This is a genomic window from Ramlibacter sp. (assembly GCF_041916345.1).
GTDB lineage: Bacteria > Pseudomonadota > Gammaproteobacteria > Burkholderiales > Burkholderiaceae_C > Ramlibacter.
In genome coordinates, this window is record NZ_JAYRZR010000006.1 from 1 (window position 1) to 24186 (window position 24186).

Here is a 24186-nt window from a genome sequence, read left to right on the forward strand (position 1 = left end):
TGGCGATCAACAAGGATCCGGAAGCGCCGATCTTCAGCGTGGCCGACTACGGGCTGGAGGCGGATCTGTTCACGGCCGTGCCGGAGCTGATCGAGAAGCTCTGAGGCGCGCGAGCGCTGTGATCGCTGGGGTTGCGCCGTCGCTCCACCCCAGCCTACGGAGAGGCAGGCGCCGAGACCACGCCGCAAGTGCTGGCCCATGCGCTTGGGTGCTTCCAACGGAAGCCATCGCGTAGGGCGCCCTTCGGGCGCTCGATCTGCTGCGCCTGGCAGCACCCTGACCCTCGCCGGCGCCAGAGTCGCACCTGCTAGTCAGAGCAAGGACTGCTTGCCCTGCACCTTGCCCTTGGGCATTGCGGCGGCGGCCACTTTCTGCACACGCCGCACCTGTCGCGCCGTCAGTGGCCCGTGATCGGGTGCATAGGCGGGCAGCCCCTCCTCTGCTAGGCGCGCCAGTGCGATGTGCACGATCTCGGTCTCCGAGAGGTCGAAGCGCTTGGCCATGGCTTTGACCGTCTTCCGCGTCACGCCATGCTGCGTGTCGCGCGCGGGGAACTGGAGCAGCAAGCCTGGTTCAGGGTCGGACATGTGGAAGAGTGCGTATTGATGGGAGAGCGTAGCTGTCCATCCTGGACAACGCCAGAGCCTGCATCACCGGCGCACAGGCGAAGCCGCTGCGCCGGCGTGCGCGACCAGCAACTCCGCCACCGCCCGCTGCCCGCGCCGCTGCGCATGCGCCAGCGGCGTCACGCCATCCCGGTCCGCAATGGACGCATCAGCCCCGCGCGCGAGCAGGAGCCGCACGATCTCGGTGTGCGCCGGCCCGCCATCACCCAGGATCACCGCCTCCAGCAGCGCCGTCCAGCCCAGGTTGTTGACGTGGTTCACGTCGATGGCAGTGGTCAGCAGCAGGCGTACCGTCTCCACATGGCCGTAGTGGCAGGCCGGGATCAGCGCGGTGCCGCCGTAGCGGTCGGTGCTCTTCAGGTCGGCGCCGGCCGCCAGCGTGGCACGCACGATCTCGGTGTAGCCGCGCGCGCCGGCCAGCAGGAAGGCGCTGTCGCGCTGGTGGTCCTGCGCGTTCACGTTGGCGCCGCGCGCGATGAGCTCGCGCACCACCTCCAGATGCTGGCCCGCCGTGGCGGCCAGCACCGCAGTCCGGCCGCTGGCATCCCGCTGCTCGATGTCGGCGCCTGCCCGCAGCAGCGCCCGAGCCGCGTCCAGGCGCCCACCGCCCGCCGCCTCCACCAGCGGCGCCGCGCCTTGCGACCGGGCGGGTACGGTGAAAGCGGTGGAGGCCGCCAGCAGCAGCCAGCGGCGTGACGATAGAGGGCCCATGTCGGTGATGGTGCCCCACCCAGGCGCGCAGGCGGCTCCGCGTTCACCCTAGGCTGCACACCCGCCGCCACTGAAAGCGATCTGAAAGCGCCCGGCCGGTACCGTGCGGCACCTCAAGGAGACAACCATGACCGCACTCTCACGCCGGCAGTTCGTGGCCGGCACGGCCGCGCTGGCCGCCGCGCCCTTCACCGCCCGCGCCCAGGCCTGGCCGAACAAGCCGATCCGCTTCGTCGTGCCCTTCGCGCCGGGCGGCAGTTCGGAGATCATCGCCCGCTCGGCGGCGGGCGAGCTGACCAAGTCGCTCGGCCAGAACGTCTTCGTGGACAACAAGCCGGGCGCCTCCGGCAACATCGCCATGCAGGAAGTGGCGCGCGCGGACGACCAGCACACGCTGATCCTGGGGCACATCGGGACGCTGGCCGTCAACCCCTATATGTACGCGAAGCTGCCGTACGACGCCAACAAGGACTTCAAGCCCATCAGCCTGCTGGCCAAGGTGCCGAGCCTCTACGTGGTGCACCCCAACGTGCCCGCGAAGGACCTGAAGGAGTTCTTGGCCCTGGTGAAGGCGAAGCCGGCGCAGATGAACTACGGCTCTGCCGGCAACGGCAGCGCCGGCCACCTGGCGATGGAATACCTCAAGATGGCCAGCGGCATCTTCATCACGCACATCCCCTACCGCGGCACGGGCCCGCAACTCACGGACCTGCTGGCCGGCCGGCTGGAAGCGGCCTCCGTCGGTGCCTCGGCCATCCTGCCGCACATCAAGGCCGGCAAGCTGCGCTGCATCGCCACCGGCTCCACCCAGCGGCTGCCGCAGCTGCCCGACGTGCCGACCGTCGCCGAACAGGGCTTCCCCGGCTTCGAGATGACGCAGTGGTACGGCATGCTGGCGCCTTCGTCCATGGCGCAGGCCCACATCGACAAGCTCGCGGCAGAGACCAGCAAGGGCATGAAGAACGCGAGCGCGATGGAACGCCTCACCCATGACGCCGCCGAGGCGGTGGGCAGCAGCCCCGCGCAGTTCGCCCAGTTCATCGCGGCCGAGCAGAAGCGCTGGAAGGCAGTGGTAGACCGCGCGAAGATCCGGGCGGAGTAAGCTGCGCGCAGCATGCGCATCCTGCTGGTCGAAGACGAGAGCGCGCTCGCCACCTGGCTGGCGCGCGCGCTGGAGCGCGCCGGCATCCTGGTGGACTGGGTCGACAACGCCGCGATGGCGCTCGCCTCGCTCGACGCTGCGGTGCATGACGCCGTGGTGCTGGACCTGGGCCTGCCCGACATCGACGGCCAGGACCTGCTTCGCAAGCTGCGCGACCGCGACCGCCGCACGCCGGCCCTGGTGCTGACGGCCCGTGACGCGGTGGGCGAGAAGGTGCGCGCCTTTCATGCCGGCGCAGACGACTTCCTGGTCAAGCCCTTCGAGCTCGCCGAGCTGGAGGCACGGCTGCACGCCCTGGTGCGGCGGGCCCATGGCACCGCGGCCTCGCGCCTGGCCTGCGGCGCCCTGCAGCACGACCCCGCGAGCCGGCGCTTCACCCTGGGCGGCGCGCCGCTCGCCCTGTCCCCGCGCGAGGCCGGCGTGCTGAAGGTGCTGCTGGAGCACGCGGGCGAACCGCTCTCCAAGCAGCAGATCCTGGACCGCGTCGTCGCCGACGAGAAGGATGTGCATCCCGAAGCGGTGGAGGTCATCGTGCATCGCCTGCGCAAGCGGCTCGACGGCAGCGGCGTGCGCATCGAGACACTGCGCGGGCTTGGCTATGCGCTGGCCCAGGCTTAGGCGGCTGTCGCTCGCGCGGGCCCTGGGCCTGCTGCTGGTGCCGGCGCTGCTGCTGCTGGCCGGCATCGAGCATCTGCTCACCACGCAGGACGTGCATCGCGCCGCCAATGCCGCGTACGACCGCTCCCTGCTCGGCGCGCTCAAGGCGGTGGATGCCAGCATCTCCGCGGAGTCGGGCGGGCTGTCGGTGGAGCTGCCCTATCGCCTGTTCGAGTTCTTCGAGCTCACCGCCAGCGGTCCGGTGCACTTTCGCGTGGCCACGGCCGACGGCCTGGTGGAGCTGGGCAGCGCGGATCTGCCGCGGCCCGCGCAGCCGCTGCAGCTGCAGGTGCCGCAGATCTATGACGGCAGCTACTTCGGCGAGCCGGTGCGCGTGGCCGCCTACCTGCGCGAGCTGGAGACGCGCAGCCCGGAGGCGCCGCGCCGGCAGGTGGTGATCCAGGTGGCCGAGAGCTACCAGTCGCGCCAGGAGTTCACCCGTGTCTTCGTGCGCCGCGCGGCCATCGGCAACCTGCTGTTCCTGGTGCTCACGCTGGCCACGGCCGCCGCCGTCATCGCCTACGTGCTGCGCCCCCTCGGCACGCTGTCGGCCGAGCTGTCGGGTCGCGCCGCCGCGCAGCTGCAACCCATCGCCACCGACGCCGTGCCGGGCGACGTGCGGCCGCTGGTGGAGGCCGTGAACCAGCACATGCTGCGCGTCGAGCAGCTGACCCAGCACCAGCGCCAGTTCCTGGACGATGCGTCGCACCAGCTGCGCACGCACCTCACCACGCTGCGCATGCAGGCCGACTACGCGGCCGCGGAGGAAGATGCCGGGCGCGTGCGCGCGGCCGTAGAGGCGCTGCGCATCGAACTGCAGCGCGCCGCCCGCAGCACCAACCAGCTGCTGAGCCTGGCGCGCAGCGACAGCGCCGCCCTGGCGGCCGAGCGCTTCGATGCCCTGGCCCTGCTGCAGGAGTGCGCCCGCTCGTTCGTGGCGTCCGCGCGCGCCAGGGGCATCGATCTGGGCGTGGAGGGCGGGCCTTGCGTCGCGCACGGCGACCGCGGGCTGCTGCATGAAGCGCTGGTCAACCTGTTGGCGAATGCGATCGCCTACGTGCCCGAAGGCGGCACCGTCACGCTGTCCTGCGCTGGCGACGCCATGGGGACCAGCATGACCGTGCTGGACGATGGCCCGGGCGTTTCCGACCAGGTGGCCGCGGCGGCCGGCACGCGGTTCGTGCGCGGCGCTGGTTCCGGGCTGGGCCTGGCGATCGCGCGCTCGGTGGCGGCGCGGCACGGCGGCGTGCTGCGCCTGGAACGGCCTGACACCGGCACCGGCCTGCGCGCGACGATCTGGTGGCCCGATCACCGGCCGCCCGAGGAGACACTTGCATGAAGGCACTGGGCATCTGGATCGCGGCCTGGCTGACGGCAACGGCCGCCTGGGCGCTGCCACCCGCCATCGACTGCATCGCGCCCGCCAAGCCGGGTGGCGGGTTCGACCTCACCTGCCGCGTGACGCAGGAGCTGCTGAGGCCCACGCCCGTGCGCACCCAGTACCTGCCCGGCGGCATCGGCGCCGTGGCCTTCGACCGCGCCGTCACCCAGCGGCTGGCGGACCCCGCGACCGTGGTCGCGTTCTCCACCGGCTCGCTGCTGAACCTGGCGCAGGGCAAGTTCGGCCCGCATGGCGCGGGTGACGTGCGCTGGCTCGCGGTGCTGGGCGCGGAGCCGGGCGTCATCGCCGTGCGCCGCGACTCGCGCCTGCGCACCCTGGGCGACCTGGTCGGCGCGCTGCGCCGCAATGCCGCCGGGGCCGTGTTCGGTGCGGGCGGCACGGTGGGCAGCCAGGACTGGGTGAAGGCCGCACTGCTCGTCAAGGCCGCGGGCAGCGATCATCGCGCCATGCGCTTCGTGGCCTTCGAAGGCGGCGGCCAGGCGCTGGCGGCTCTCAGGGGCGGCCATGTCGACGTGTTCTGCGGCGACGCGGGCGAGGCGCGCGCCGACATCGACGCCGGCCACCTGCGCGTGCTGGCGGTGCTGGCGCCGCAGCGGCTGAAGGGGCCGCTCGCGGCGCTGCCGACGGCGCGCGAACAGGGAGTCGATCTCGTCTGGCGTACGCAGCGCGGCCTGTACATGGGCCCCGGCGTGAGCGACAGGGACCATGCGGAAATGGCACGTGCGCTCACGCGGGCCATGGCCTCACCGCAGGCGCAGGCCCTGCTGCAGCGCGAAGGCCTGACGCCCGACTTCCTGGCCGGACCGGCATTGACCGCCCACATCGAGCAGCAGGTGAACGACCTGCGTGAGCTGGCCAAGGGGCTGCACCTGCGGGTGCGATAGCCGCGCGCAAGGCGCTACCCCCACTCCACGCCCGCCCCCAGGCTCACCAGGTTCTCCGCGAAGCGCGGATGCGCGCGTCGCACGGGGTCGGCGTTGCGGATGACGGATCGGCCCGGCGTGCTGGCCGCCACCATCAGCAACGCGATGGCCACGCGGATGATGTAGGGGCTCTCCACCTCCGCCGCGTGCAGCGGCCGGCCGCCGAAGGTGACCACGCGGTGCGGATCCGACTGGAACGCATGCGCACCGAACTTCGACAGCTCCGAGGTCCAGCCCAACGCGCCGTCGTACACCTTGTTCCAGAACAGCATGCTGCCTTCGGCGCGCACGCCCAGCGCCACGAAGATGGGCAGCAGGTCCGCTGGCAGGTAGGGCCAGGGCGCGGCCTCCACCTTGGGCAGCATGTTCGGCGTGAAGGGCGGCTGCACGCGCAGGGGGCCCGCGTCGGCAGCCGTCCAGGACCAGCCATCGTCGTGCATCACCCGCACGCCGAAGCGCGCAAACGTGCGGTCGATCAGCGGAAAGTGCGCCGGCTGCGCGTTGCGCACGCGCACCTGCCCGCCGGTGATGGCGCCCAGCGCGAGATAGGTCACCACTTCATGGAAGTCCTCGGTGAAGGTGAACTCGCCGCCGCCCAGCGCGGCCACGCCCTCGATGGTGAGGCGCGAGGTGCCGGCGCCCTGGATGTGCGCGCCCAGCAGCTGCATGAACGCGCAGAACTCCTGCACATGCGGCTCGCTCGCGGCGTTGGTGAGCGTGGAGGTGCCGCGTGCCAGCGCGGCGCACAGCACGAAGTTCTCGGTGGTGGTGACGGAGGCGTAGTCCGTCCAGTGGTCGCACGCGTGCAGCGGCCTCGGCGCCTGCAGCCACACCTCGGACGGCGAGCGCTTCACCTCCGCGCCGAAGCACTGGAACACATCCACATGCGGATCGATCTCGCGCGCGCCGAGCGTGCAGCCCTTCACGTCCCCCGCGATGCGCGCGGCGCCGAAGCGCGCCAGCAAGCCGGGCACCAGCAGGATGCCGCTGCGCATGGCCTCGGGCAGGGTGGGCGGCCCCGCGTCCAGATCCGCCGGCAGCGGGTGCTGCACGAGCAGCGTGCCGGTGGCGAAGTCGGCATCCACCCGGCTGCCCATCTGCCGGAACAGATCGAGGATGCGGCGCACGTCGGTGATGTCGGGCACGCGATGCAGGCGCACCGGCTCGCGGGTGAGCAGGGTCGCGCACAGGATGGGCAGCACCGCGTTCTTGTTGGCCGAGGGCGTGATGCGGCCGCGCAGGGGCGTGCCGCCGTGGACGATGAGATGGGACATGCGCGCATGGTGCGCAGCACGCGGCCCGAAGGCCAGGGAGACTTCGTTCCGGGGGCGGAAGAAAGTCTCCGCGCCGCCCGCCGGGCACGCCCGGACGGACGGCCGGCGCCCCCACTTGCGGCCCCGCCCGCATCGGCTACCATGGGCCTCACGAACACAGGTGCCATCAGGCCTGTACAACCGGAGAGCACCCCATGGCCAAACCCAACTACTCCTTCGAGAAGCGACAGCGCGAACTGGAGAAGAAGCGCAAGAAGCAGGAGAAGGAGGACCGCAAGGTGGCGTTGCGCAATACCCCCGCGGTGCCTGCCGAGCCGGCGGCACCGCAACCCACCAACTAGGCCCGGGCCCCGCCATGAACGGCGACGTCAAGACCAAGGTGCGGGCCAACGGCCTGCGTTACGAATCCAAGTCCGCCGGCACCGAGTTCCCCGGCCCCTATGGCGGCACCATGAGCTGCTTCGTCTGCGGGCGGCATGTGCCGCGCACCCGGCTGGTGGCCTTTCGCATGGCCACCGGGCTGCAGTACCGTTGCAAGGATGGGTGCTGAGGGGCGCCCTACACGCTACTTCGCCCGCCCCGCCAGCACATACCGGTCACGCTGCGCCTGGGCGCAACCGTTCATCACGGCCAGGCTGCGCCGCACGGCGGCGGGGCCGATCACGAAGCGGTTGTCCGCCGGCAGGCCCTGACCGGCCGCTGCGGCCGGTTGCAGCTTGGTGATGGTGCCGTCGAACGAGGGATGGTTGGACAGCATGACATCCACGCCGCGCTGCTGCGCCAGCTGGTCCAGCCGGACGGTCGCGTCCACATAGGCCTGCATCCGCGGCACGTCGTTGCCGAAGTTGAAGGACGTGCCGCCCCAGAGCATCGCGCGGTGACGCTGGCCGTTGTTCGTGACATCGAACACCGGCGACAGCGTGCCCCAGGTGTGGCCTGGCGCCAGGTGGAGCGACACCGTGGTGTCGCCCAGCTTCACCTCGTCCCCATCCTTCACGGCCATGTCGCGCGGACCGCGCTTCGGCGGCGGGTCCCAGGCGGGCGAGTCGAACTCCAGCTTCGTCTCCATCATGCGCCAGTCGATCTCACTCATCACAACGCGGGCGCCGTACTTCTGCGCCAGGTAGGCCGCGCCGCCGTAGTGGTCGCCGTGCCCGTGCGTGACGATGATGATGCGGATCTGCGCCGGGTCCAGCCCCAGCTTGCGCATGCCGCCCTCGATCAGCGCCTGGGCCTCCGCCGTGTTGTTCAGGGCGTCCAGCAGGATGATCCCGTCGCTGGTCTTCAGCGCCCAGGCGCTGGCCCACGCGCCACCCACGTAGTACAGGTTGTCGAACGCGCGGCCCGGCGCGGGTGCGGGCCGCGCGATCAGGGCGCGGATCTGCGCACCCGCATCGTTCGACGAGGGCCGCGTCAACGGCGCGGGCTGGCACAGACGGATCAGCGCCTTCAGGTCAGTGCCGGCCGCCGTGGTGGCCGCGGCGACGTGCGCCGCGACCGTGGCTTCCGATGCGGCAGGCTGCACAGCCATCTGCGCGCAGCCCAGCGCCGCCAGCGCGGCGGCAGCTGGCAGCAGGTACCGGGCAAGTCGGGATGGGACGGCCCGATGCGAGGTGTTCATGGTCTTGTCTCCTGTGAAATGTCCAGCATTCGAGGGCGAGCCGTGGCGTCACGCCTGGGATGACGCGCCCGCGTGCAGGCGCGTGCCCGGCACGTCCATGCGGGCCATCAGCACCTGGCCATGCGTCGAATCCGTGCAGTACAGCGTCTGCCGGTCCGCGCCGCCGAACGCCAGGTTGGTGAGCGAGGCACCACGTGGCCCGCGCAGCACCACCTCCGGCTCGGCAAGCCGGTCCAGCACCCACACGACGCCCAGACCCGGGTTGGCCACGAGCAGCCGGCCGGCCTCGTCCATCGCCAGGCCGTCCGGGCCGCTGGGCCCATGCGACGTGAAGAACTGGCCGGCCTTCGACACGCTGCCATCAGGCAGCAAGGGCATGCGCCACACGCAGTTGCCGGGCGTGGCGGCGACGAACAGGAAGCGCTCGTCGTTCGACAGCACGATGCCGTTGGGGCTGGGCATGTTGGCCAGCAGCAGATCCAGCCGGCCATCGGGCGCGAGCCGGTACACGCGGCCCGTGGGATCGTGCAGGCCCGTCTGTCCCTGGTCGGTGAAGTAGAGGTTGCCGCGCGAATCAAACACCAGGTCGTTCACGCCCTTGAACCGCTCGCCATTGCGGCGGTCCAGGAAAGGGCGCACCGTGCCGCGCGCCACGTCCAGCAGCATCAGGCCGTTCTTGTAGTCCGTGACGAGCAACTGCCCTGGCGCGAGGAACTTCATGCCGTTCGGCTCGCCGTCCCATTCAGACACGAGGCTCCACGCGCCTTGTGGATCGATGCGGAACACGCGCCCGAAGGGAATGTCGGTCACGTACAGATGGCCGGCGTCGTCGAACACCGGTCCTTCCAGGAACGAGTCGGCGAGCCGCCCGCCCTGGTTCACGTCGGCCCAGGCGCTGCGCACGCCGGTGCGGCGGAACGCATCGGGCATGGAGGTGAACAGTTCAAGTTCACGCACACGGGGCGGTTCGGTGAAGTACATGGCGATGGGTCCTGGCCGGGTGGTCCGCAGGCAGGAAGCCTATTCCACCTTCAGCTGCAGCGCCTGCGCCAAGCGGCCGTACGTGGCCACCTCGCGCGCCATGCCCGCGCCGAAGGCATCACGGCAGGTGGACTGCGGCTCCAGGCCGAGCGATTGCAGGCGGCTGGTAAGGGCAGGCGACTGCGCGAACTGGCGCGCCACCTTCTCCAGGGCATCCAGCACCGCCGGGGGCGTGCCGGCCGGCGCGAGCAGGCCGTACCAGGCCTCGGCCGTGAAGCCGGGCACGCCCGCCTCGGCGAAGGTGGGTACCTGCGGCAGCAGCGCCGAGCGCTTGCTGGAGCCGATGGCCAGCGCCGTCAGCTTGCCCGCCTCCACCTGCGCGAGCACGGAGCCCAGGGTGGCGAGCGAGCTGTCCAGCTGCCCGCCCATCAGGTCCGTGACCACGGGCGCCGCGCCCTTGTAGGGCACGTGGTTCATGCTGAGGCCCTGGCTGCGCAGGAACTCCTCCGTCGCGAAGTGCCCCGAGCTGCCGACGCCCGGCGTGCCATAGGTGCGCGCACCCGGCTGGGCCCGCACGGCCTGCACGAAGGCGCCCAGGGTGCGGGCCTGCATCGCCGGGCCGACCACCAGCACGGTGGGGCTGCTGGCCAGCGTGCACACCGGCGCAAACGACTTCACCGCGTCGAACTTCACGCGCGCCGCGTACAGCGCCGGGATCATGGTGTGGTTGGTGGCGCCCAGCAGCAGCGTGTGGCCGTCGGCCGGCGCCTGGGCCACCGCCTCGGCCGCCAGGATGGTGTTGGCGCCGGGCTTGTTGTCGACGATGACGGGCTGCCCCAGCGCGCGGGCGGCATGCTCCGCGAAGGCCCGCGCCACCACGTCGGTCGGGCCGCCCGCCGCGAAGCCAACGACGAGACGAATGGGTTTCGCCGGCCAGGGGGCCGCGGTGTTCTGCGCCGCCGCGGGCAACGTTGCGCAGCAGGCCACGGCGGCCAGCACGGGAACGAGCCGGCGACGCAGAGCGCGATGGAATGCAACGGTATCGATCATGGCCGTCTCCTTCATTCCTTCTTGATGCCCGCCGCCTTCACCGTCGCGGCCCAGCGCGCGGACTCGGCGGCCAGGTGCTTGCGGAACTCCTCCGGCTGCGAGGCGACGATGCGCGAGCCGAGTCCGTCAAACTTCGCCTTCACGTCCGGCAGGGCCAGCACGTCGCGCAGCGGGGTGTACAGCCGGTTCACGATCTCCGGCGACGTGCCCTTGGGCACGAACACGCCGTTCCACTCGTAGGCCTCATAGGGCTTGCCGATCACTTCAGCGATGGTGGGCACATCGGGGAACAGCGGGTTGCGCTGGGCGGAGGTAATGGCCAGGGGCCGCAGCGTGCCGCCCTTCACGTGCCCGCTGGCGGCCGGCAAGTTGAAGAAGCCCATGTCAATCTCACCCGCGATCGCCGCGGTGATCGCGAGGCCGCCGCTCTTGTAGGGGATGTGCAGCATCTGGATGCCCGCCGCCTGGTTGAACAGCTCGGGCGCCATGTACTGCACCGTGCCCTGGCCGCCAGAGCCGAAGGTGAGCTTGCCCGGCGCCTGCTTCGCGGCCTTCACGAGGTCCTGTGCCGAGGCATGGGGCGAGTTCTTCGGCACCGTCAGCAGCATCGGCGTGACAGCAACCATGGTGACGGGCAGCAAGTCCTTATCCGGGTCGAAGGGCAGCTTCTGCAGGTGCGGATTGATCGACATCGGCGTGGCGTCGTACAGCACGGTCAGTCCGTCGGGCGCGGCCTGGGCCACCGCCTGCTCGCCGATGATGCCGCTCGCGCCCGCCTTGTTGACGACGATGGCGGAGGTGCCGAGCTTGGGGCCGAGGTGCTGGGCCAGCAGGCGGGCCAGCGCGTCGGCGGTGCCGCCCGGCGCATAGGGCACGACGATGCTGATCGGCTTGCCGTCGGGCCAGGCCGCCAGGGCGGCGGGGCTCGTGACGGCCAGCCCCAGGGCGGCTGCGGCCAGGAGGGTGTTGAAGCGTCTGCGGGTCATGTTGTCTTCCTCAGGAGGGCGGGTTCTTGGCGGATGTCAGACAGTGGCGATCGGCGTGACGGGCGAACCCGCCGCGCCCGGCAGGCGCAGCGGCGGCGCGGTGAGCAGGAAGCGGCTGCGGCCTGTCGCGCGCAGCCATTGCGCCAGCGGCGTCAGCCACCACAACTCACCCAGGTGGATGCCGTTCTTGAACAGGCAGTGCTCGTGCAGCGGCAGACGCGGGCGACGCATCGGTGCGGCGCCGCCCAATGGGGCCGATGCCACGAGTTCGACCGCGGGGTTGTCGGCCACCAGGCAGGCCAGGCGCACGTCGGTGATCCAGTTCAGCAGCTTCGCATCCGCCCCATCGAGGCCGCTGCCCGTTTCGTGCAGACGCTTCACGTCGGGTTGGCGCTGCATGGCGAGCAGGGTGTCGGCAAAGCCCGTGTGCAGGCACACCATGTCACCGGGTTCGACTGTCACCTGGTCCGTCTCCAGGATGCGCATCAGGTCGTCGTAGCCCACGGCATGCCGGCGGCGGCCGAGGTGGTGCTCCAGGTCGATCAGCACGCCGCGGCCCTGCACGCCATGTACGGCCAGGTTGGCGACCCCGAGTGCACTGGCGTCCGGATCGGGATAGCGCGCCCAGTCCTGCGGCGCCGTGTCGTCGCGCGGGCCGGCCCGCACGTCGTCACCGGCGCGAAAGCCGTTGTAGAACACGGCCTCGGGCACGCCATCGCCATCGGCGTCGAAGCGGCTGCCGATGTGCGCCAGGCCGTCCCACTGGGTGGAGTACTGCGTGTTCATCAGCAGCACCTCGTCGCAGACCACATCGGTCAGCAAAGGGTCTTCGGATGCATACGACCAGCAGAAGCCCTGCACGCCCGCACTGGCCCCGTCACGCAGCGTGCTGTACAGGCGCGGCGGCATGCGGCGGCCGTTCAGCGCGCGGCCTCCCGGCACGTCGAGCGGCAGCGAGAGGCAGAAGGTGCGGCCCTCGCGCACCTCGGCCACGCCCTGGCGCACCTTGGCGGGATCGACCAGGTTCATGCGGCCCAGGCGGTCATCGGGGCCGAACTCGCCCCAGTGGCTGCCCTCGGGTGCGTGCGTCCAGCGCTGCGTCATGGCTTGCCTGCGATCAGGCCGGCTGCGCCGCCGGGTTCAGCACCGCGAGCACGTTCCTCGCCGCGCCCACGCCCATGTGGATGTAGGCGTCGGCGGTCACGCCGCCGATGTGCGGGCTCAGGATGATGCGCGGCTCGCCATGGAAGGGGTGCGGCGCCGTCATCGGCTCCACCGCGAAGCTGTCCAGGCCGGCGCTGGCCACCTGGCCGCTGTGCACGGCCTGCAGCAGCGCGGCCTCGTCGATCAGGCCGCCGCGCGCCGTGTTCACCAGGATCACGCCGCGCTTGCACGCGGCAAGGGTCTGCGCATTCACCAGGTGACGGTTCTCCGCGGTCAGCGGGCAGTGCAGCGAGATCGCGTCAGACTCGCGCCAGAGCGTGGGCAGGTCCACGGTCTCGATAAAGGTCGGCAGGTTCTGCGCGAACGGGTCATGTCCCAGCACCCGCATGCCCATCGCATCACACATGCGCGCGAAGCGCTGGCCGATGGCGCCCAGGCCCACCAGGCCGATGGTGCGGCCGTTCAGCTCCACGCTCTTGTGCGTGGCCTTGTCCCAGTGGCCGGCGTGCATGCGCTCGTTGAGATGTACGACCGATTTCGCGCAGGCGAGCAGCAGCGCCAGCGCCTGTTCCGCCACTGCTGCGGCGTTGGCACCGACGGCCGCGCGCACCTCGATGCCGCGTGTCGCAGCGGCCACCTTGTCAATGGTGTCGGTGCCGCTGCCATGCTTGGAGATCACGCGCAGCGAAGGCGCCGCGTCCATCACGGCCGCGCCCACCTGGCCATAGCGCACGATGATGGCGACTGGGTCGTGCCGGCGGCACAGCGCGATCAAGTCCGCCTCTTGCGGGGTCTTGCCCGCGTAGACGACGTCGAAGCCCGTCAGAAGATCGAGTGCTTGCGACGCCAGATCGGCCCCGGTCACGATGACGCAGCCGCGCGTGCTCACAGCGTCTCCCCTTCCTTCAGTACCCCGGCCGCGCGCAGGGCCGCCGCGAGCCAGGGCGCAGCCACGTCGCCCTGCTGGATCTGCGCGATGCGTTTCGCTTCGTCCTGCACCTTCTTGCGGGCCAGCGGCAGCAGCGCCTCGACGCGCTCACGATCGATGACCACCACGCCATCCGCATCGGCCACCACGAGATCGCCCGAGCGCACCGTCACGCCACCGCAGGTGATGGGATGGCCCACGCGGCCGGGTACGTTCTTGGTGGGACCGTTGGGATTGGTGCCGACGGAGAAGACGGGATAGTCCATCTCGTCGATCTCCACGCTGTCACGCGCGGCGCCATCGATCACCACGCCGGCCACGCCGATCTTCTGGCACGCGGTCATCATGATCGTGCCCATGAGCGCGGCGGTCTGGTCGCCCTTGCCGTCGATCACCAGCACGTCACCCGGCTGCGCCATGGCGATGGCCGCGTGGATCATCAGGTTGTCACCGGGGCGCACCTCGACGGTGAGGGCGGAGCCGGCCAGCTTCATGCGCGGGCGCAGCGGCGCGATGCGGCCGTGCAGCGCGCCGCGGCGACCATTCACGTCCGCCAGGATGGCGGCCTGGAACTCGGCGGCCTGGCGCACCAGGGCGGGATCAAGGCGCGGGGTGTCGCGCAGGATGTCGGGGATCATGGGGTTCCTTGATTTGGGCATGCCGCGGCCCGGCCGCGCGCCGGTGCGGCGCGGGCGGTTGCACGGTGGGTGTGGCGCGGCGGTGCCGGGCGGTGGATCAGTCGACCTTGGCGCCCGATTCCTTGACGATCTTTCCCCAGCGGGCGATGTCGTCGCGGATCAGCTGGCCGAAGGCCTCGGGCGTGCTGCCGGCCACGTCGGCGCCCTGGTCGCCCAGCTTCTTCTGCAGGGCGGTGTCCTTGAGGGCCTTGTTGATGTCGGCATTGAGCTTCGCCACCACCTCCTTCGGCAGGTTGGCGGGGCCGAGGATGCCAAACCAGGTGACGGCGTCGAAGCCCTTGTAGCCGGACTCGGCGATGGTGGGCACCTGCGGCAGGTCATCCACGCGCTTGAGCGAGGTCACGGCGATCGGGCGCATCTTGCCGCTCTTGATGTGGCCGATGAGCGTGGGTACCGAGGAGACATACAGCTGCACCTGCCCGCTGATCACATCGGTGGCCCCTTGCGCCGCACCCTTGTACGGAATGTGCGTGAGCTTCACGCCGGCCTGGCGCTGGAACAGCTCCGCCGCGAGGTGCGCCACCGTGCCATTGCCGGAGGAGGCGTAGTTGATGCTGCCGGGCTTGGCCTTGGCTTCCTTCACCACGTCTTCGAGCGTCTGGAAGGGCGACACCGCGCTGGCCACGATCACCAGCGCCGAGCTGGCCACTAGGCTCACGGGCGTGAGGTCCTTCACCGGGTCATAGGGCAGCTTGCTGTACAGCGTGGGGTTGATGGCCAGGTTGCTCGTCTGGCCCAGCACCAGCGTGTAGCCGTCGGCTGGCGACTTGGCAGCCGCGTCCACGCCCAGGTTGCCGCCGGAGCCGGGCTTGTTGTCGATGACGAAGGTGTAGCCCGAACCGGCGAGCTTGTTGGTCACCTCGCGGGCGATCGTGTCAGTGCCGCCGCCGGCCGGGAACGGCACGACCAGACGAACGGGCTTGGCCGGCCAGGCCTGCGCGTGGACGCCGGCGGCCGTGAACAGGGCGGCGGCCAGGGCCAGCGCGTGACGACGGGAAAGGGTCATGGTCTTGTCTCCGGATGAGCGGCCCTGGGCTCGGGCTCGATGCGACGGACTGTAGAAGACCGTTCCGATCCATACAATGGCGTTGCACTGAATGAACCGAGGTGCACGATGCGCAATGCCCCTGCCGAACCCGATTCCGACGCCACGTCTTCAGGTGGCGTAGCCGCCGTCACGCGCGCGCTGAGCCTGATGGAGGCGTTCGACGTGGACGAGCCCAGGCTGTCGCTCGCGGAGCTGAGCCGCCGCAGCGGCATGCACAAGACCACCGTGCTGCGCCTGGCGCGCACACTGGCTCTGTCGCACTACATGGTGCAGACCGACGACGGCCAGTGGCGCCTGGGCCCCGCTGCGGGCTGGCTGGGCATGCGCTACCAGGCCGGATTCGACGTCAACAACGTGGTGGAGCCTGTGCTGCGTGAACTGGTGCAGGAAACCGGCGAAAGCGCTTCGTTCTATGTGCGCGAGGGCGACATCCGCGCCTGCGTCGCCCGAGTGGAAGGGCCGCACTCCGTGCGGCACCATGTTCGCGTGGGCGAACGCTTGCCACTCGACCGGGGCGCACCGGGCCGCGTGATCCTGGCCTTCAGCGGCGCCGCCGGCGCGCCGTACGAGGCGATCCGCGAGCGCGGCTACCACCTGAGCCTGGGCGAACGCGAAGCCGAGGTCTCCAGCGTGGCGGCGCCGGTGTTCTCCACCAACTGGCGCCTGCTCGGCTCCATGTGCATCTCGGGCCCCAGCTCACGCCTGACCCGAGCGAAGCTGGAGAAGCACGCCAAGGCAGTGGTGCGGGCGGCCAACCAGTTGTCGTATGCGCTGGCGGGTGGGCGGTCCGCGGCGACGCCGAAAGCGGTGTCGCGGTGGCATCCGTGAGGGGGGTAGTTGGCGTCATGCCAAACGTGCGGAGGCACAGACTGAGTGTCTAGAATCAACGACATGTCTTGCCCCGGTGCCCCGTTCGTATTGGACGACGTCCAAATGGAGCTGGCCGACGCTCGGGTGCCAGAGTTGGCTGCTCGTGCGGGACGAGCCGCGCATGAGCGGGCCCTGCAGATTCGCGGCAAGGTCACCATGGTGATCGGCGCCGACCTGGTCGAGAAGAGCGCCAGTGGCAGCATCACCGTGCTGCGTCGCATTGACGAGCCCGTTCTGGGCATGGCCGGCAAGGTGCTGCGCCGGCGCAAGTAGCTGGGTGGGCCAGCCGAGCATCGTTGTCGAGTGCCTCCTACCAGTACGCGAAGGCAACGCCGACGCCTGCGTACCCACTCTGCATGCCTGAAGCCGCTCAGTCGAGCACCGTCACCCCATCCATCCCATGCCGCGCCAACGCCTCGCGGATGAAGCCGGTGGCGCGCTGCTCGCGCATGAAGTCCTCCATGCAGGTCTTGACCGCGTCGGAGTGGCGACGGGCCAGCGTCATGGCCTGGCGGATGGTCATGAAGGCGCCGGGCAGCAGACGCAGGCCGGGGTGGCGCGCCACGTCGGCCTGCAGCTGCTGCAACACGCCTGCGGCCACATCGAGCGTGGGGTCCGCCAGCAAGGCATCCACCACCTCCTCGGAGGTGGGCACGTCCACCATCGTCGCCTGCCGCAGCTCACGATGCAGGAAGAGGCCATAGGCGCTGCCCTTGCCCGCCACCACGCGGATGTTGGGCCGGTCCACCTCGGCGGGCTCGCGCAGCGGCGAACCCGCCCGCACCACATACCAGCCCTCGATCTGCACGTAGGGCGCGCTGAAGTGCAGCGTCTCGGCTCGCTGCGGATCGATCGCCATGAAGCCCACGTCGGCCTCGCCGGCCGCGATGGCGGCGCCAGCCACGCCGGCCGACGCGCACTCGGTGAAGTCCGCGGGCACGCCCAGCAGTGCCGCGAAGCGCCGGCCCAGATCGATGGTGACGCCCGCAGGGCGCTCGGTGGCAGTCTGGCTGCGCGCCAGCACCGGGTTGCCCATGTTCAGCGCCACGCGCAGGCGGCCGGTGGGCGCGATCTGCGCGGCGAGGTCTTGGCTTGCGGTCATTTCTTCAACGGGTACTGCTTGATCAGGCCATCGAGAAAGGTCTCTTCCTCGCGGATCGCGGCCGCAAACTCGCGCGTGCCGCCGAACACGGGATCCGCGCCGAGCGTGCGCACCACGTCCTGTGACGCCGGCTCGGTGCCCAGCGTGCGCATCAGTGCCTCGATCCTCGCGATCACCTCCGGCGGCGTGTTGCGTGGCGCGAAAAGGCCGTACCACGAGCCGCGCGCCGGCACGTTGAGCCCCACCTCCTGGAAGGTCGGCACATCGGGCGCCTGCGGCGCGCGCTTCTCGGCGTTGATGGCCAGGATGCGCAGCGCGCCCTTCTGGTGGTGCGGCAGCGGCGCGGCGATGCTGGTGACGCCGATGTCGATGTGGCCACCCAGCAAGTCGGTCACCACCGGGCCGGTGCCCTTGTAGGGCACGTTGACCGTGTCCGTGATGCCGCTGAGTGCAAAGGTGCGCCGGCCGTACAGGTAGGAGAGCTGCTGGCCCGTTCCCCAGGTGCAGGGCTTGGGCGCACGGTTGCAGAAGGCCACCAGATCCTTGAACGACTGGATGCCGCTCTTCACGTTGACGGCGATGGCTGATGGCGTGCGGGCCAGCTCGGAGACGGGCGCGAGCGAGGCCACCGGGTCGAAGCCGAGGTCCTTGCTGTTGTGCTTGAGCAGCAGCAGCGAGGGAATGGTCAGCAGCAGCGTGTACCCATCGGGCGGCGACTGCGCCACGCGCTGGGTGGCGATCAGGCCGTCGGCGCCGCCCTGGTTCTCCACGATGGCGGGCTGGCCCCAGGCCTCCTGCATGCGCTTGGAGAGCAGGCGCGCAATGCCGTCGAGCCCGCCACCGGTGGAGGCGGAGACCACCAGCGTGATGCGGCGTGCGGGGTAGTCGGTCTGTGCCGTCGCGGCGGTACCGGCGAGCGCCAGCAAGGCGGTGGCGGCGAGGGTGAAGAGTCTCATGGGGCAAGTCTCCTGGTTCTTCTGGGGCAAAGCGGTGCGGTCAACGGTAGGCCCAGGGCCGGCGGCGGCGGTCCTGCGCGCGGAAGGCCTCGATGTCGGCCTGCCGCGTGCGCGTGAGCGCGATCTCGTCCAGGCCTTCGAGCAGCATGCGATGCAGCAGGGGCGGCATCTGGAAGTGATGGGTCTCGCCGGTGGCTGCCACACGCAGCTGGCACTGCGCGAGATCGACCGTGAGCTGGCACGCCGATGCGTCCTGTTGATGCGCATGCAGGTGCCGGCCCACGGCTTCCACCACCTCCAGCGGCAGCCGCACCGGCGCGATGCCGTTGCGGAAGCAGTTGTTGAAGAACGTGTCGCCGAAGCTCGGTGCGATCACGGCGCGGAAGCCGCGCTGGCGCAGCGCACGTGGCGCGGCCTCACGCGAGGAACCGCAGCCGAACATGGGCCCGGCGACGAGGATGCTGGCCGTGTTCCACGGCGCGCGGTTCAGCACGAAGCCGGGTTCCGGGCTGCCGTCGGGGCGCACGGCCCACTCGGCGAACAGCCCCTCGCCCAGCCCCTCTTCCGACACGCGGGCGAGGAAACGCGTGGGAATGATCTGGTCGGTGTCGATGTTGGCCTGCAGCAGCGGTGCCGCGATGCCGGTGTGCTCGCGCAGCGCTTCCATCAGGATGCCTCCCGCGGGTCGGCGATGCGTCCCGCCACGGCCGATGCGGCCACGGTCAGCGGGCTGGCCAGGTGCGTGCGGGTGCGCTTGCCCTGGCGGTTCTCGAAATTGCGGTTGCTGGTGCTGATCACGCGCACGTCTTCGAGCCGGCCGCGCCCGCTGCCGCACATGCCGCACCCGGGCTCGTGCCATTCGAAGCCCGCCGCCTGGAAGACCTCGTGCAAGCCCTCGGCCTCGGCCTCGCGCTTGACCTCCGCCGAGCCCGGAATGCAGATCGCCGTGACACCCGGGGCCACGTGCCGGCCGCGCAGGAAGGCAGCCGCCTCGCGCAGGTCCGACAGGCGCGCATTGGTGCAGGTGCCGATGTAGGCCACGTCGATCGCCACATCGGCCAGAGCGGTCCCGGGCGCCAGCCGCTGGTAGCCCAGGGCGCGCTCGGCCAGGGCCTGCGCCTGGGCATCGCCCGCGTCAGCCACGGGGGGTACGTGCCCGCTGACCGGCGCCACGTGCTGCGGGCTGGTACCCCAGGTGACCTGCGGCGCGAGGGTGGACACGTCGATGGTGACCTCGCGGTCGAAGCGCGCGCCCGCGTCGGTGGCCAGGCTGCGCCAGTGCGCCACGGCCGCATCCCACTGCGCGCCCTGCGGCGCCCAGGGCTTGCCTCGGAGGTAGTCGAACACGGTGTCGCCGGCCGCCACGAAGCCGTACTTGGCGCTGCATTCCACCGCCATGTTGCACAGTGTGAGCCGCGCCTCCACGCCGAGCGCCCGCACGGCCTCGCCCGCGAACTCGATGGCATGACCCGCGCCGCCGCCGGCGCCGATCTCGCCGATGAGGCGCAGCACCATGTCCTTGGCCGTCACGCCGCGCGGCAGGCGCCCTTCGAAGCGCACCCGCATCCGCTTCGGCCGCGTCTCCACCACCGTCTGCGTGGCCAGCGCATGGGTGCCCTCCGAGGTGCCGATGCCCCAGCCGATGGCGCCGACGCCGCCCAGCGTGCAGGTGTGGCTGTCGCCGCAGGCGATGGTGAGGCCGGGCAGGGCCAGCCCCAGCTCGGGCGCGATCACGTGCGTGATGCCGTGCCGCGCGTCGTCGACATCGATGAGGGTGAGGCCGAGGTCGCGCGCGCGCCAGCGCGCCTCATCGATCATCTGCACCGCCCCCGTGTTCCAGCCGGTGCGCGGCGCGGCCTGCGGCCGCGTGACCAGCAGGTGGTCGATGACGGTGAACACCTGCGCCGGGCTGTCCGGGCGATGCCCGGCGGCCGTCAACTCCCGCATCACCACCGAGCCGGTCACGTCGTGCAGCAGCAGGCGATCGAGCTGCAGCAGGCAGGCGCCATCGCCCAGGTCAGCGATGACGTGCTCGTCCCAGATCTTCTCGAAGGCGGTGCGCGGCGGGGGTGGCATGCCAACAGCTTAGCGCGGCAAGGCGCGCCGTGCCAGGGGGCCGATCAAGTCCCGTGGGTGTCGCCGAAGGCCGGCTCCGCGGCGCCCACGTAGCAGACGCTGCGCGCCATGCAGCCCTGCAGATCCCCCGGGCGCCGGATGGCGCCGGTGCGCCCGTCGAACTCCGCCACGGTGAGATCCAGCGCGCCGCGCTGCGCGTGCGCCTCCACCGGCAGCCAGGGCACGCCCAGCGCCGCCCACTGCGCATCACTCAGCGGAATCTCACCGGTCAGGAAGAGCTGGCGCCCGCCGTCGCCATGCGCGAACGAAGCCTCCAGCACCTGCGCGCCATCGGCCGGCCGGCACAGCCCATGCGCCAGCGCCGGATCGAACACCACGAGCTCGCCCGGGGCCAGCGGCCAGTGCACGCCCGCATGCGGCATGACGAAAGCCACGTCAGGCACATCGATGGCGAGAATCCAGAACAGGCAGCGGGACCAGTGGCCCCGCACGTCGTTGTGAAACTCCGCGCCGCGCGCGGCGAGATAGTCGATGCGCGTGGCCACGCAGCGGCGGTAGTCCTGCGCATCAGCCTCCGCGCCCAGCACGCCGGTGCATTGCAACGCCCCGGCGATGCTCCCCAGCCAATCCGCCACGCCCGGCGCCGCCGCGCACAGATCCGCCAGCGTGGTGCTGGCGTAGTCGACATCGGAGAAGTTCTCGATGCGCACGCGGCCATACCCCTCGGCCGCCAGGCTGGCGCGTGCCTCGGCGCTCAGGAAGTCACGGCAATCCACGACATGCACACGCTCGTAAGGCGCGCGGGCGTCGAAGGCGTGCTGAGCTTCTTCGCTCCGCACCGCGAAGCTGCGGAACGGTGCAGGCACGCGGTGATCACCCGCGGGGAAAACGCGATGGGCGCTGGGCATGGTGGCGGAATTGTCCGCTGAGGCATCGAACGCACGGGATAGGCTCTGCGCGAAAGTACGCGACGTGGTAAGCTCCAAGCTGCTGAACGTTGAGCAGTTCATCGCTCTTCAAGGTATTACTGTCTCCCTCCGGCGAACTTGCAATCCGCCGCGTCGTTGCCCGAATCCCTCCAGATGTCTATTGACGTTGCGCACCGCGCGGCAGGTCGCCGTGCGGCACCTGTGCGCCTGTCGGGCGCCACGATTGAGAAAGGCTCGTCATGAGCAGCAAGATCTACGTGGGCAACCTGCCCTATTCCGTGACCCACTCCACCCTGGAATCGAACTTTGCCGAGTTCGGCAGCGTTGCCTCCGCCAAGGTCATGATGGACCGTGAGACCGGCCGCTCCAAGGGATTCGGCTTTGTCGAGATGGCGTCTGCGGAGGCTGCCGAGGCTGCCATCAAGGCGCTCAACGGCGTGTCCGTCGATGGACGCTCGATCACCGTGAACCTGGCCCGTCCTCGTGAGGAAGGCCGCGGCCCGGGCGGCTACGGTGCCAACGGCTTCAAGGCCAGCAACCGGGCGGACGTGGGCTATGGCAATGGCGGCTACGGCGGCGGTCGTTACTGATCCTTGACGCTTCCATGGGAAAGCCGGCTTTGCCGGCTTTTTTGCGTTCGGACCCGGCGCTGAACGGTTCGATTGGTTGGTGAGATGTCGCTGGTGATGTCACCTCCACCAGCCAGTTCCGTATGTACCATCGACCGGTGGACTTCCTTCTTTTCCTGCCGTTGGCACTGGTCGCGTTGTGGATCCTCAGGGCCCGGCAGCAGCAACGGCGCATCGCCATCCTGGCCCGCTACCTGCAAGGCCACGACATCGAAAAGAACATCGAGACGCTTTCGCAGGGCTACTCGCGCGCGCTGGGCGAATCGGACCCCGCCCGCAGCGAGCAGGTCTGGGGCGTGCTGCGCGGAACTGAGGAAGTGCTGTGCCGGCAGGTCCACGCACTCGCGGAGGACTTCGCGGGCGTCGCGCCTACGGCCACGCGCGTGAGCAAGTTTCCGTACTGGTTGCCCCTCTCGCCCGCGTTCGACAGGTCCTTCGACATGCGGGAAGCGCTGCGCATGCACGCCCGCGGCATCTGCCGTGCCGTTGAAGAACAGGGCGCCTCGGCGAAGGACCGCGCCTTCGTCATCCTGGCCGAGATGCTCCTGCTGCAGCACACCTGCGACTGGTATTGCCGGTCGAAGTCCGTGGCGTCGGCCCGCATGCTGGCCAGCCACAGCACGCCCTACGAGCAAGTCGTCGGCGCCGTCTCGCCGCAGACGCGACAGGCGTATCTCGGGCTGGTGGCCTGACGCGGGTGCAGCGGCACGAGCCATCCGCAGCCACGCGTTGCCGCTCTCCATGGGCTGCAAGCCTCGTCAAGAGTCTGGCGGGCTGTTCGTGGCGTGGCTGCTTCTGGCGCCGCAAGCGCACGTCGTACCCCGCCGTTGCCAGGACTCCGGCGCGCTAGTCTTCAGCCGCCAGAACCACATCGAAGAACCTCGGCCCCGCTCCGCCCCGGCTCTCCAGGTGGATCCGACCATCCGGGGTGAGGCCGATCCAGGCGGCGCTGCTGCTCAGCGTGCCCGGTGAGCCGAACTGCGTTCTTTCACTCACGCCGGATGTGCCGGCCACCGTGGTGACAACCCCGGCGGCGTCCAACCTGCGCACCAAGGCGTTGGACAGGTAGTACAGGCTGGTGCCCCAGGCGCCAAACGCGCCGCCTGGCGCGTCGAGCAAGTCCGCCTGGCCATTGCGCAGCCGCACGGCCTTGGCACCGTACTGCCCATACACGGCGCCAGCGCGATGCCCCCCGGCCACCAGCGTGGCATAGAGGGTGCCCTCGCTCGTCACCGCGATCACGCCCTTGGCACTCAAGACGAAGTCATGGGCGCTTCCGCCGATGGGCGCCACCGGCTCACTCGTCACGCGGTAGAGCACCGTGGCCTGGTTGCTGCCTGCTGCCAGCTTCAAGACGTCGCCCGTCTTCAGATCCAGCGTGTACAAGTTGCCCGTCGCATCGCGCGCCAAGCCACTGGGGGTGAGGTGCTCGACTCCAAGATCGCCGTGAGTTGGCCCGACGCCGGATTCAGGCGGTAGATGCCGCCGCCCACGGCCGTGTAGGTGTTGATGAAGACGCCCGTGATCGCGCTTCGGGCCATCAGGATGTCGCCGGTGGCCGTGTCTTCGACGACGTCGATCTGCGTGTAGGGACTGGGCCCGCGCGGAAGGCGGAACTGACTGGCCACTGCTCCTGACAGCCGGTAGCGCGTGAGCACGGTCTCGCTCCCCTCCAGCGAAGTCGCGTAGACCAGGCCACTGGCGCCGACGCCAATGATCCCCATCTGGACCGGGCTGGTCGGGACGGATGCAGGAAGCGTGTCTGACCAGTCGGAGGCCGCAATGCGGCCCAGCGCCGCTTCGCTGTTGTCGCCGCCCCCGCAGGCACTGAGCGCGGCGCCCAAGGCGAGCAAGCCCGCCGTGCGGCGGCTGATCGGCGGTGCCGTTGCGGATCGCTTGTCGATGACTGTCATGCTGCTTCTTGCCTGCGCGCTGTCGACCCTGGGAAGACGATTGTGCGCTCCGGGAACTCGGCTGCCCCGGCGCTTGGCCGGAGGCGGCCAGAATCACCGCCATGTGCAACCTGCCCCACAGTCCCGCCGCCGACCACCACAAGGCGCCCATCCTCGCGCAGTTGCAAGCCATCGTGGGCGAGCGCGGCACGGCACCTGGCGCCGGGGGGGGCGTGCTGGTGAACGACGGGCCGTATTTCGAATCGAGCGGGCCTGCGGCGGCGGGGAATCTGGCGCTTGATCAGAGCTTGCGCGCGCGGGATCCGGCTTGGGGGATTCGGCGGGTGGAGGATGTGGTGCAGGTGGCCGGTGACCGGGGGCTTGTGCTGGGGCGCCGGATTGCGATGCCGGCGAACAACTTGATGCTGGCTTTCTGGCACGGCTGAGGATAGGCTCCTCTTGGCAAACGGGCACTCCATTCCCAAGACTTGCTGCCTGCTT

Annotated in this window: 29 protein-coding genes and 1 pseudogene; 12 read left to right on the plus strand and 18 right to left on the minus strand. The window is 70.3% G+C overall.

Annotated features, from left to right (window positions below):
* Positions 1-104: pseudogene (locus tag ACE3T5_RS02945) on the plus strand (electron transfer flavoprotein subunit alpha/FixB family protein); the annotation flags it as partial.
* Positions 105-311: 207 nt separating this feature from the next.
* On the opposite strand, the gene ACE3T5_RS02950 reads toward ACE3T5_RS02945, so the two are convergent.
* Both ACE3T5_RS02950 and ACE3T5_RS02955 read right to left on the minus strand, forming a co-directional pair.
* Entirely contained in the window at positions 312-587 is a 276-nt protein-coding gene (locus ACE3T5_RS02950) for a hypothetical protein (protein ID WP_374664274.1), read from the minus strand.
* 63 nt (positions 588-650) lie between these two features.
* A complete protein-coding gene (locus tag ACE3T5_RS02955; protein ID WP_374664276.1) occupies positions 651-1337 on the minus strand; it encodes an ankyrin repeat domain-containing protein in 687 nt (228 codons plus the stop codon).
* Positions 1338-1464: 127 nt separating this feature from the next.
* Between ACE3T5_RS02955 and ACE3T5_RS02960 the strand changes: the two genes are divergently transcribed.
* From ACE3T5_RS02960 to ACE3T5_RS02975, 4 genes are read left to right on the plus strand one after another with little or no spacing between them, the layout of a single operon-like run.
* The gene (locus tag ACE3T5_RS02960) at positions 1465-2439 is read left to right on the plus strand and encodes a Bug family tripartite tricarboxylate transporter substrate binding protein (RefSeq protein ID WP_374664278.1); all 975 of its coding nucleotides are present in this window, start codon (positions 1465-1467) and stop codon (positions 2437-2439) included.
* Positions 2440-2451: 12 nt separating this feature from the next.
* A complete protein-coding gene (locus ACE3T5_RS02965; protein ID WP_374664280.1) occupies positions 2452-3117 on the plus strand; it encodes a response regulator in 666 nt (221 codons plus the stop codon).
* Entirely contained in the window at positions 3098-4495 is a 1398-nt protein-coding gene (locus tag ACE3T5_RS02970) for a sensor histidine kinase N-terminal domain-containing protein (RefSeq protein WP_374664471.1), read from the plus strand. The genes ACE3T5_RS02965 and ACE3T5_RS02970 overlap by 20 nt, the downstream gene beginning before the upstream one ends.
* Positions 4492-5442 carry a tripartite tricarboxylate transporter substrate binding protein gene (locus ACE3T5_RS02975; protein WP_374664282.1) on the plus strand — a complete coding sequence of 317 codons (951 nt, stop codon included), beginning with the start codon at positions 4492-4494 and terminating at the stop codon, positions 5440-5442. The genes ACE3T5_RS02970 and ACE3T5_RS02975 overlap by 4 nt, the downstream gene beginning before the upstream one ends.
* Positions 5443-5456: 14 nt before the next feature.
* Here the strand turns inward: ACE3T5_RS02975 and ACE3T5_RS02980 are convergent, their stop codons facing one another.
* Complete coding sequence (locus ACE3T5_RS02980) at positions 5457-6755, minus strand: UDP-N-acetylglucosamine 1-carboxyvinyltransferase (protein ID WP_374664284.1); 1299 nt, start codon at positions 6753-6755, stop codon at positions 5457-5459.
* Positions 6756-6949: 194 nt separating this feature from the next.
* Here ACE3T5_RS02980 and ACE3T5_RS02985 point away from each other — a divergent pair, with 194 nt between their 5' ends.
* Together ACE3T5_RS02985 and ACE3T5_RS02990 are read left to right on the plus strand one after the other, a co-directional pair.
* Entirely contained in the window at positions 6950-7096 is a 147-nt protein-coding gene (locus ACE3T5_RS02985) for a hypothetical protein (protein WP_374664286.1), read from the plus strand.
* Between the two features lie 14 nt (positions 7097-7110).
* Positions 7111-7305: a hypothetical protein gene (locus ACE3T5_RS02990; protein ID WP_374664288.1), complete on the plus strand. Its 195-nt coding sequence runs from the start codon at positions 7111-7113 to the stop codon at positions 7303-7305.
* A 15-nt stretch (positions 7306-7320) separates the two neighbouring features.
* Here ACE3T5_RS02990 and ACE3T5_RS02995 read toward each other — a convergent pair whose 3' ends face one another.
* The 8 genes from ACE3T5_RS02995 to ACE3T5_RS03030 form a co-directional block, all read right to left on the minus strand.
* A complete protein-coding gene (locus ACE3T5_RS02995) occupies positions 7321-8376 on the minus strand; it encodes an MBL fold metallo-hydrolase (protein WP_374664290.1) in 1056 nt (351 codons plus the stop codon).
* 48 nt (positions 8377-8424) lie between these two features.
* On the minus strand, positions 8425-9357 hold the full coding sequence (locus ACE3T5_RS03000) for an SMP-30/gluconolactonase/LRE family protein (RefSeq protein WP_374664292.1): 933 nt from the start codon (positions 9355-9357) through the stop codon (positions 8425-8427).
* A 39-nt stretch (positions 9358-9396) separates the two neighbouring features.
* On the minus strand, positions 9397-10407 hold the full coding sequence (locus ACE3T5_RS03005; protein WP_374664294.1) for a Bug family tripartite tricarboxylate transporter substrate binding protein: 1011 nt from the start codon (positions 10405-10407) through the stop codon (positions 9397-9399).
* Between the two features lie 11 nt (positions 10408-10418).
* Complete coding sequence (locus ACE3T5_RS03010; protein ID WP_374664296.1) at positions 10419-11393, minus strand: Bug family tripartite tricarboxylate transporter substrate binding protein; 975 nt, start codon at positions 11391-11393, stop codon at positions 10419-10421.
* A gap of 36 nt (positions 11394-11429) precedes the next feature.
* On the minus strand, positions 11430-12497 hold the full coding sequence (locus tag ACE3T5_RS03015; protein WP_374664298.1) for a cyclase family protein: 1068 nt from the start codon (positions 12495-12497) through the stop codon (positions 11430-11432).
* A 13-nt stretch (positions 12498-12510) separates the two neighbouring features.
* Positions 12511-13446, minus strand: coding sequence for an NAD(P)-dependent oxidoreductase (locus ACE3T5_RS03020; RefSeq protein ID WP_374664301.1), 936 nt, complete (start codon positions 13444-13446; stop codon positions 12511-12513).
* Complete coding sequence (locus tag ACE3T5_RS03025) at positions 13443-14123, minus strand: RraA family protein (protein ID WP_374664303.1); 681 nt, start codon at positions 14121-14123, stop codon at positions 13443-13445. Before ACE3T5_RS03025 ends, ACE3T5_RS03020 begins: the two co-directional genes overlap by 4 nt.
* A gap of 97 nt (positions 14124-14220) precedes the next feature.
* The gene (locus ACE3T5_RS03030; protein ID WP_374664305.1) at positions 14221-15189 is read right to left on the minus strand and encodes a Bug family tripartite tricarboxylate transporter substrate binding protein; all 969 of its coding nucleotides are present in this window, start codon (positions 15187-15189) and stop codon (positions 14221-14223) included.
* Between the two features lie 108 nt (positions 15190-15297).
* On the opposite strand from ACE3T5_RS03030, the gene ACE3T5_RS03035 reads away from it, so the two are divergent.
* Together ACE3T5_RS03035 and ACE3T5_RS03040 are read left to right on the plus strand one after the other, a co-directional pair.
* Positions 15298-16059 carry an IclR family transcriptional regulator gene (locus ACE3T5_RS03035; RefSeq protein WP_374664307.1) on the plus strand — a complete coding sequence of 254 codons (762 nt, stop codon included), beginning with the start codon at positions 15298-15300 and terminating at the stop codon, positions 16057-16059.
* A 105-nt stretch (positions 16060-16164) separates the two neighbouring features.
* Complete coding sequence (locus ACE3T5_RS03040; protein WP_374664309.1) at positions 16165-16374, plus strand: hypothetical protein; 210 nt, start codon at positions 16165-16167, stop codon at positions 16372-16374.
* A gap of 97 nt (positions 16375-16471) precedes the next feature.
* Here ACE3T5_RS03040 and ACE3T5_RS03045 read toward each other — a convergent pair whose 3' ends face one another.
* Genes ACE3T5_RS03045 through ACE3T5_RS03065 form a run of 5 tightly spaced genes read right to left on the minus strand, consistent with a single transcriptional unit; the run spans position 16472 to position 21143 of the window.
* On the minus strand, positions 16472-17203 hold the full coding sequence (locus tag ACE3T5_RS03045) for a transporter substrate-binding domain-containing protein (protein WP_374664311.1): 732 nt from the start codon (positions 17201-17203) through the stop codon (positions 16472-16474).
* Complete coding sequence (locus tag ACE3T5_RS03050) at positions 17200-18159, minus strand: Bug family tripartite tricarboxylate transporter substrate binding protein (protein ID WP_374664313.1); 960 nt, start codon at positions 18157-18159, stop codon at positions 17200-17202. Before ACE3T5_RS03050 ends, ACE3T5_RS03045 begins: the two co-directional genes overlap by 4 nt.
* Before the next feature lie 40 nt (positions 18160-18199).
* Complete coding sequence (gene leuD / locus ACE3T5_RS03055) at positions 18200-18826, minus strand: 3-isopropylmalate dehydratase small subunit (protein WP_374664315.1); 627 nt, start codon at positions 18824-18826, stop codon at positions 18200-18202.
* Positions 18826-20235 carry a 3-isopropylmalate dehydratase large subunit gene (locus ACE3T5_RS03060; protein WP_374664317.1) on the minus strand — a complete coding sequence of 470 codons (1410 nt, stop codon included), beginning with the start codon at positions 20233-20235 and terminating at the stop codon, positions 18826-18828. The genes leuD and ACE3T5_RS03060 overlap by 1 nt, the downstream gene beginning before the upstream one ends.
* 44 nt (positions 20236-20279) lie before the next feature.
* Positions 20280-21143 (minus strand): hypothetical protein, encoded by an 864-nt coding sequence (locus tag ACE3T5_RS03065; RefSeq protein WP_374664319.1) that lies wholly within the window; start codon positions 21141-21143, stop codon positions 20280-20282.
* Between the two features lie 260 nt (positions 21144-21403).
* Between ACE3T5_RS03065 and ACE3T5_RS03070 the strand changes: the two genes are divergently transcribed.
* Both ACE3T5_RS03070 and ACE3T5_RS03075 read left to right on the plus strand, forming a co-directional pair.
* Positions 21404-21754 carry an RNA recognition motif domain-containing protein gene (locus ACE3T5_RS03070; RefSeq protein ID WP_374664321.1) on the plus strand — a complete coding sequence of 117 codons (351 nt, stop codon included), beginning with the start codon at positions 21404-21406 and terminating at the stop codon, positions 21752-21754.
* 137 nt (positions 21755-21891) lie between these two features.
* Positions 21892-22485 carry a hypothetical protein gene (locus ACE3T5_RS03075; protein ID WP_374664323.1) on the plus strand — a complete coding sequence of 198 codons (594 nt, stop codon included), beginning with the start codon at positions 21892-21894 and terminating at the stop codon, positions 22483-22485.
* A 154-nt stretch (positions 22486-22639) separates the two neighbouring features.
* Here the strand turns inward: ACE3T5_RS03075 and ACE3T5_RS03080 are convergent, their stop codons facing one another.
* The gene (locus ACE3T5_RS03080; RefSeq protein ID WP_374664325.1) at positions 22640-23179 is read right to left on the minus strand and encodes a hypothetical protein; all 540 of its coding nucleotides are present in this window, start codon (positions 23177-23179) and stop codon (positions 22640-22642) included.
* Positions 23161-23706, minus strand: a complete 546-nt coding sequence (locus ACE3T5_RS03085; RefSeq protein ID WP_374664327.1) for a hypothetical protein — start codon at positions 23704-23706, stop codon at positions 23161-23163. The genes ACE3T5_RS03080 and ACE3T5_RS03085 overlap by 19 nt, the downstream gene beginning before the upstream one ends.
* Positions 23707-23807: 101 nt before the next feature.
* Here ACE3T5_RS03085 and ACE3T5_RS03090 point away from each other — a divergent pair, with 101 nt between their 5' ends.
* On the plus strand, positions 23808-24131 hold the full coding sequence (locus ACE3T5_RS03090) for a DUF938 domain-containing protein (protein WP_374664329.1): 324 nt from the start codon (positions 23808-23810) through the stop codon (positions 24129-24131).
* Positions 24132-24186: the final 55 nt, after the last annotated feature.

Excerpts from the sequence above, each read along its gene's own strand:
- ACE3T5_RS03090 (WP_374664329.1), top strand. The coding sequence starts at position 23,808 with ATGTGCAACCTGCCCCACAGTCCCGCCGCCGACCACCACAAGGCGCCC.
- ACE3T5_RS03045 (WP_374664311.1), bottom strand. The coding sequence starts at position 17,203 with ATGACCGCAAGCCAAGACCTCGCCGCGCAGATCGCGCCCACCGGCCGC.
- ACE3T5_RS02955 (WP_374664276.1), bottom strand. The coding sequence starts at position 1,337 with ATGGGCCCTCTATCGTCACGCCGCTGGCTGCTGCTGGCGGCCTCCACC.
- ACE3T5_RS02965 (WP_374664280.1), top strand. The coding sequence starts at position 2,452 with ATGCGCATCCTGCTGGTCGAAGACGAGAGCGCGCTCGCCACCTGGCTG.
- ACE3T5_RS02990 (WP_374664288.1), top strand. The coding sequence starts at position 7,111 with ATGAACGGCGACGTCAAGACCAAGGTGCGGGCCAACGGCCTGCGTTAC.
- ACE3T5_RS03025 (WP_374664303.1), bottom strand. The coding sequence starts at position 14,123 with ATGATCCCCGACATCCTGCGCGACACCCCGCGCCTTGATCCCGCCCTG.
- ACE3T5_RS02960 (WP_374664278.1), top strand. The coding sequence starts at position 1,465 with ATGACCGCACTCTCACGCCGGCAGTTCGTGGCCGGCACGGCCGCGCTG.
- ACE3T5_RS02985 (WP_374664286.1), top strand. The coding sequence starts at position 6,950 with ATGGCCAAACCCAACTACTCCTTCGAGAAGCGACAGCGCGAACTGGAG.
- ACE3T5_RS03050 (WP_374664313.1), bottom strand. The coding sequence starts at position 18,159 with ATGAGACTCTTCACCCTCGCCGCCACCGCCTTGCTGGCGCTCGCCGGT.
- ACE3T5_RS03040 (WP_374664309.1), top strand. The coding sequence starts at position 16,165 with ATGGAGCTGGCCGACGCTCGGGTGCCAGAGTTGGCTGCTCGTGCGGGA.
- ACE3T5_RS02980 (WP_374664284.1), bottom strand. The coding sequence starts at position 6,755 with ATGTCCCATCTCATCGTCCACGGCGGCACGCCCCTGCGCGGCCGCATC.
- ACE3T5_RS02950 (WP_374664274.1), bottom strand. The coding sequence starts at position 587 with ATGTCCGACCCTGAACCAGGCTTGCTGCTCCAGTTCCCCGCGCGCGAC.
- ACE3T5_RS03035 (WP_374664307.1), top strand. The coding sequence starts at position 15,298 with ATGCGCAATGCCCCTGCCGAACCCGATTCCGACGCCACGTCTTCAGGT.
- ACE3T5_RS03060 (WP_374664317.1), bottom strand. The coding sequence starts at position 20,235 with ATGCCACCCCCGCCGCGCACCGCCTTCGAGAAGATCTGGGACGAGCAC.
- ACE3T5_RS03005 (WP_374664294.1), bottom strand. The coding sequence starts at position 10,407 with ATGATCGATACCGTTGCATTCCATCGCGCTCTGCGTCGCCGGCTCGTT.
- ACE3T5_RS02970 (WP_374664471.1), top strand. The coding sequence starts at position 3,098 with ATGCGCTGGCCCAGGCTTAGGCGGCTGTCGCTCGCGCGGGCCCTGGGC.
- ACE3T5_RS03030 (WP_374664305.1), bottom strand. The coding sequence starts at position 15,189 with ATGACCCTTTCCCGTCGTCACGCGCTGGCCCTGGCCGCCGCCCTGTTC.
- leuD (WP_374664315.1), bottom strand. The coding sequence starts at position 18,826 with ATGGAAGCGCTGCGCGAGCACACCGGCATCGCGGCACCGCTGCTGCAG.
- ACE3T5_RS03015 (WP_374664298.1), bottom strand. The coding sequence starts at position 12,497 with ATGACGCAGCGCTGGACGCACGCACCCGAGGGCAGCCACTGGGGCGAG.
- ACE3T5_RS02995 (WP_374664290.1), bottom strand. The coding sequence starts at position 8,376 with ATGAACACCTCGCATCGGGCCGTCCCATCCCGACTTGCCCGGTACCTG.
- ACE3T5_RS03085 (WP_374664327.1), bottom strand. The coding sequence starts at position 23,706 with ATGACAGTCATCGACAAGCGATCCGCAACGGCACCGCCGATCAGCCGC.
- ACE3T5_RS03065 (WP_374664319.1), bottom strand. The coding sequence starts at position 21,143 with ATGCCCAGCGCCCATCGCGTTTTCCCCGCGGGTGATCACCGCGTGCCT.
- ACE3T5_RS03070 (WP_374664321.1), top strand. The coding sequence starts at position 21,404 with ATGAGCAGCAAGATCTACGTGGGCAACCTGCCCTATTCCGTGACCCAC.
- ACE3T5_RS03010 (WP_374664296.1), bottom strand. The coding sequence starts at position 11,393 with ATGACCCGCAGACGCTTCAACACCCTCCTGGCCGCAGCCGCCCTGGGG.
- ACE3T5_RS03000 (WP_374664292.1), bottom strand. The coding sequence starts at position 9,357 with ATGTACTTCACCGAACCGCCCCGTGTGCGTGAACTTGAACTGTTCACC.
- ACE3T5_RS02975 (WP_374664282.1), top strand. The coding sequence starts at position 4,492 with ATGAAGGCACTGGGCATCTGGATCGCGGCCTGGCTGACGGCAACGGCC.